Origin of the sequence: Streptomyces sp. AcH 505 (assembly GCF_000818175.1) — a bacterium.
GTDB lineage: Bacteria > Actinomycetota > Actinomycetes > Streptomycetales > Streptomycetaceae > Streptomyces.
The window spans coordinates 4217092-4221093 of the sequence record NZ_JTIY01000001.1; the positions used below are offsets into that span (position 1 = coordinate 4217092).

The window sequence follows — 4002 nt, forward strand, 5'->3', positions numbered from 1 at the left end:
CAGCTCGGCGCCGACCTCCACCGTCTCGTCCTCGGCGACCTTGATGGACGCCAGCACGCCGGAGACGGGGGCGGGGATCTCGGTGTCGACCTTGTCGGTGGACACCTCAAGCAGTGGCTCGTCGGCCTCGACGCGCTCGCCCTCGGCCTTCAGCCAGCGGGTGACAGTGCCCTCGGTGACGCTCTCGCCGAGCGCCGGCAGGGTTACGGAAACCGCCATGGTTTCAGTTGCTCCTAACGAATGTGCGGTAGTGGTCGTCGCGCTCGGACTGGTGCCCCGACCGGCAATGTTTGCGCGACAGGGCAAAGCTTGACGGGAGGGGCACCAGATCAGTCGTGGGAGTGGAGCGGCTTGCCGGCCAGGGCGAGATGGGCCTCGCCGAGCGCCTCGCTCTGGGTCGGGTGCGCGTGGATGAGCTGCGCGACCTCGGCCGGCAGAGCCTCCCAGTTGTAGATCAGCTGAGCCTCGCCGACCTGCTCGCCCATCCGGTCACCGACCATGTGGACGCCGACGACGGCACCGTCCTTGACCTGGACGAGCTTGACCTCGCCCGCGGTCTTGAGGATCTTGCTGCGGCCGTTGCCCGCGAGGTTGTACTTCAGCGCGACGACCTTGTCGGCGCCGTAGATCTCCTTGGCCTTGGCCTCGGTGATACCGACGGAGGCGACCTCGGGGTGGCAGTACGTCACCCGGGGCACACCGTCGTAGTCGATCGGGACCGTGTTCAGCCCGGCCAGCCGCTCGGCGACGAGGATGCCCTCGGCGAAGCCGACGTGCGCGAGCTGGAGGGTCGGGACGAGGTCGCCGACCGCGGAGATCGTCTCCACGTTCGTCCGCATGTACTCGTCGACGAGGACGAAGCCGCGGTCCATGGCGACGCCCTGCTCCTCGTAACCGAGGCCCTGCGAGACGGGGCCGCGGCCGATCGCGACCAGCAGCACCTCCGCCTCGAAGGTCTTGCCGTCGGCCAGGGTCACCCGGACGCCGTCCTGGGTGTACTCGGCCTTGTCGAAGAACGTGCCGAGGTTGAACTTGATACCGCGCTTGCGGAACGCCCGCTCCAGGAGCTTGGAGCTGTTCTCGTCCTCCAGCGGCGCGAGGTGCTTCAGACCCTCGACGATCGTCACGTCCGTGCCGAAGGACTTCCACGCCGAGGCGAACTCGACGCCGATGACACCGCCGCCCAGGATGATCGCGGACTGCGGGACGCGGTCCAGCTTCAGCGCGTGGTCCGAGGAGATGATCCGGTTGCCGTCGATCTCCAGGCCGGGCAGCGACCGCGGGACCGAGCCGGTCGCGAGCAGGACATGGCGGCCCTGGATCCGCTGACCGTTGACATCGACGGAGGTGGGCGAGGACAGCCGGCCCTCACCCTCGATGTAGTGCACCTTGCGGGAGGCGACAAGCCCCTGCAGGCCCTTGTAGAGGCCGGCGATGACCTCGTCCTTGTACTTGTGCACCGCGGCCATGTCGATGCCCTCGAAAGTGGCCTTGACACCGAACTGCTCGGACTCGCGTGCCTGGTCGGCGATCTCGCCGGCATGCAGCAGGGCCTTGGTGGGAATGCAGCCGTTGTGCAGGCAGGTGCCGCCGACCTTGCCCTTCTCGATCAGGGCGACGTCCAGGCCCAGCTGCGCCCCGCGCAGCGCCGCGGCGTACCCGCCGCTACCGCCGCCGAGGATCACTAGGTCGAAAACGGTGCTGGCGTCGTTCGCCACGTCACGTCCTCCATGCATGTGCGCCGGTCGCCGGTCTTCCATGACCGGGCGGCGGCTGGTGTTCGGCCGCTTTTGTTCGGCCCTGTGGTGGGGGCCCTGTCCTGCCGAAGACCCATCTTCGCACTTGTCGACGGGCGACGGGACGCGGGGCCGGGGTCCGGTACGGACGGACGTCCGCGACACGGGCTCCGCACTGCGTACTGACGTACGGACCGGCGTACGGATTTCTTCCAGGGCGAAATCCTGCCCTGCACCGACCGTTACGGTCCCAGCTGCTGAAGCCCGGGACCGTAACGGTTTATTCCGGGCGCTCCCGCCCGGGGCGCCGCCGTCAGCCGAGGTCGCCGTCGGCCGTCCGCTCGGCGAGCCTGACCAGCGTGCGGATACCGGAGCCCGTGCCGCCCTTGGGGGTGTAGCCGTACGGCGCGCCCTCGTGGAAGGCGGGTCCCGCGATGTCCAGGTGGGCCCAGGTGATGCCCTCGCCCACGAACTCCTGGAGGAACAGCCCTGCGACCAGGCCGCCGCCCATCCGCTCGCCCATGTTGGCGATGTCGGCGGTGGGGGAGTCCATGCCCTTGCGCAGGTCGGCGGGGAGCGGCATCGGCCAGGCGGCCTCGCCGACGTCGCCCGCCACGTCGTGGATGGCGGTGCGGAACGCGTCGTCGTTCGCCATGATGCCGAAGGTGCGGTTGCCGAGCGCCAGCACCATCGCACCGGTCAGCGTCGCCACGTCGACGATCGCGTCCGGGTTCTCCTCCGAGGCGCGGGTGATCGCGTCGGCCAGCACGAGCCGGCCCTCGGCGTCGGTGTTCAGCACCTCGACGGTCTTGCCGCTGTACATGCGCAGGACGTCACCCGGGCGGGTGGCGGAGCCCGACGGCATGTTCTCGGCCAGGGCGAGCCAGCCCGTCACGTTGACGCGCAGGCCGAGCCTCGCCGCCGTGATGACGGCGGCGAACACGGCGGCGGCGCCGCTCATGTCGCACTTCATCGTCTCGTTGTGGCCCGGCGGCTTGAGCGAGATGCCGCCCGAGTCGTAGGTGATGCCCTTGCCGACGAGCGCGAGGGTCTTGTCCGCCTTGGAGTGGGTGTAGGCGAGGCGGACAAGCCGCGGCGGGTTGACCGAGCCCTGGCCGACGCCGAGCAGACCGCCGTAGCCGCCCTTGGTGAGCGCCTTCTCGTCGAGGATCTCGACCTTGACGCCGTTCTCCTTGCCGGCGGCCGTCGCGATGGCGGCGAAGGACTCGGGAGTGAGGTCGTTCGGCGGCATGTTGATCAGGTCACGGGCGCGGTTGATCTCCGCCGCCAGCGCGACGGCGCGCTCAGCCGCCGCCTTGTGGGCCTTGTCGCGCGGCTTGCCGCCGAGGACCGTGACGTCGGCGAGCGGCTGCTTGGGGCCGTTGCCGGCGCCCTTCGCCGTCTTCTCGCCGCCCTGGTACGTGGTGAAGGCGTACGCCCCGAGGAGCGCGCCCTCGGCGACGGCCGCGACATCCCCGGCCGACTCGACGGGCAGCGCGAACGCGGCCTTGGCCGTGCCCTTCAGCGCGCGGGCCGCGGTGCCCGCGGCGCGCCTGAGCTGCTCGGAGCCGTACGACTCGCCCTTCTCCGGCGCCGCACCGAGCCCGACGGCGAGCACGAGCGGCGCCTTGAGCCCGGCGGGCGCGGGCAGCTTGGTCACCTCGTCCTCGGCGCCCGAGGCACCGAGGGTCTGCAGTACGGCGGCGAGCTTTCCGTCGAACGCCTTGTCCACGGCCTCGGCGCCGGGAGCGACGGTGGGGCCCTTGGCGCCCTTCGCGACGCCGACGACTACCGCGTCGGTGCGGAGCGTCGCCGCTCCGTCGGGCTTCAGAGTGAGAGCAGTCACGGTGGTGAAATCTCGCTTCCGTTGAGTTCGTTGGCGGTCGAGGGGTGGGCCGACCGGACCCGCCGCATCGTATTCCGGCCTGAGAGCGCCGAGAATGAGCCTACGCTCAGTGATGAGGTCCCCTCACGCCCCGTCCCTTTCCACCCCTTCTGACCGTGTGTTTCGGCCCGTCAGCCGCCGTCGTTCCAGGGCCGGTCCGGGCTCAGCCCAGGGTCAGCGCGACGAGCGCGGTGGTGGCCGCCGTCTCGGCGAGCGCGCCGAAGACATCGCCCGTGACCCCGCCCAACCGCCGTACGCAGTGCCGCAGCAGCAGCTGGGCCGCCGCGAGCGCCGCCAGTACGGCGAGCCCGTGGCGCAGTGCGCCGCCCGCCCCGAAGAGCGCGCCGGCCGCCGCGCAGCAGAGCGTCACGAGTACGGCGA

At 70.7% G+C, this 4002-nt stretch carries 4 protein-coding genes; all 4 read right to left on the reverse strand.

Annotated features, from left to right (window positions below; all coding sequences use genetic code 11):
• Positions 1-219, reverse strand: a 219-nt coding sequence (locus HY68_RS19305) for a biotin/lipoyl-containing protein (protein WP_041990536.1), incomplete at its 3' end; no start/stop codon positions are given.
• A gap of 110 nt (positions 220-329) precedes the next feature.
• Positions 330-1718 (reverse strand): dihydrolipoyl dehydrogenase, encoded by a 1389-nt coding sequence (lpdA, locus tag HY68_RS19310; RefSeq protein ID WP_041990539.1) that lies wholly within the window; start codon positions 1716-1718, stop codon positions 330-332.
• Between the two features lie 331 nt (positions 1719-2049).
• Complete coding sequence (locus tag HY68_RS19315; protein WP_041990541.1) at positions 2050-3582, reverse strand: leucyl aminopeptidase; 1533 nt, start codon at positions 3580-3582, stop codon at positions 2050-2052.
• 202 nt (positions 3583-3784) lie between these two features.
• Positions 3785-4002: adenosylcobinamide-GDP ribazoletransferase (locus HY68_RS19320; RefSeq protein WP_041990543.1), on the reverse strand; the 218-nt coding region annotated here is incomplete at its 5' end.